The 1,359-nt window shown below is 51.7% G+C and carries 2 protein-coding genes; both read left to right on the plus strand.

What is annotated here, in order from left to right; all coding sequences use genetic code 11:
• Positions 1-1,017: 2-oxoacid:acceptor oxidoreductase subunit alpha (locus ACYQ2M_RS25050; protein WP_459919135.1), on the plus strand; the 1,017-nt coding region annotated here is incomplete at its 5' end.
• 1 nt (position 1,018) lies between these two features.
• Positions 1,019-1,359, plus strand: a 341-nt coding sequence (locus tag ACYQ2M_RS25055) for a thiamine pyrophosphate-dependent enzyme (protein WP_459919136.1), incomplete at its 3' end; no start/stop codon positions are given.

The following is a 1,359-nucleotide window of genomic DNA, read 5'->3' on the forward strand; positions in this document are numbered from 1 at the left end:
CTGCCGGAAAAAGGGGGAAAATTTATCCAGATGGAGGATGAAATCGCCTCCATGTGCGCCATCATCGGTGCATCGTTAACCGGTCATAAGGTGATGACAGCCACCAGCGGGCCGGGATTTTCCCTGAAGCAGGAGGCCCTGGGGTATGCCTGCATGGCAGAGATTCCCTGCGTCATCGTCAATGTCCAGCGGGGAGGGCCATCCACCGGCAATCCCACCCATGTCAGCCAGGGAGACATAAATCAGGCCAGATGGGGTACCCATGGGGATCATTCCATCATTGCCCTCACCGCATCCAATCATCAGGATGTGTTTGCCATGACCGTGGATGCGTTTAACATGGCAGAAACATATCGTACTCCTGTGATACTTCTCTTTGATGAAGCCGTGGGTCATATGCGTGAAAAGCTCGTGATTCCGGAAGTCGGACAAATTCCCCGGGTGGATCGTTTAAGAACATCCCTTGGTAAAGGGGTTGATTATCATCCCTACCTGCCAAGAGAGGACGGACGTCTTCCCATGTCCGATTTTGGTGGAGATCACCGGTATAATGTCACCGGTCTGTTCCATGACATGTGGGGGTTTCCCTCCAATAACCCCAAGGTGGTCAGTGGACTGCTCCATCATCTCAACGATAAAATAGATAACAATATACACAACATTACCCGGTATAAAGAGCATTTCATGGAAGATGCCGAGTATATCCTCATCTCCTATGGCTCTTCTGCCCGATCTGCCATACACATTGCCACCAACCGCCGGGCCCGGGGGGAAAAAATGGGTGTGCTGGAACTTCAGTCCATCTGGCCCTTTCCCGAAGCCATGATCCGGGAAAAATGTGCCAAAGCCAAAGCCGTTCTGGTGGTGGAAATGAACATGGGGCAGGTGATGCGCCATGTGAAGGCCGCCGTGGATCGTCCGGAAAACGTATTTCTTGTGAACCGCATAGATGGAAAATTGATCACACCGACGGATATTAAATCACTCCTTCGGGTTATCCAGGGAAGGGGGGTGTAACATGAGTGTTAAAGATTATATCAGAGAACGGTTTTTTCCCCACATGTGGTGCCCGGGATGTGGGCATGGGACCATCTTAAATTCCCTTTTGCGGGCCGTTGATCAGCTGCAGCTGGACAAAAAAGATCTTGTGATGACCTCCGGCATCGGGTGTTCCGCCCGGATTTCAGGATATGTGGATTTCCACTCCCTTCACACCATCCACGGCAGGGCCCTTGCCTTTGCCACTGGGGTAAAGCTCAGTAAGCCTGAACTGAAACTCATCGTTCCCATGGGGGACGGAGATGCCCTGGCCATTGGTGGTAATCATTTCATCCATGCGGCAAGGCGAAATATCGATAT

It is taken from the genome of Desulfocicer niacini (assembly GCF_054657595.1).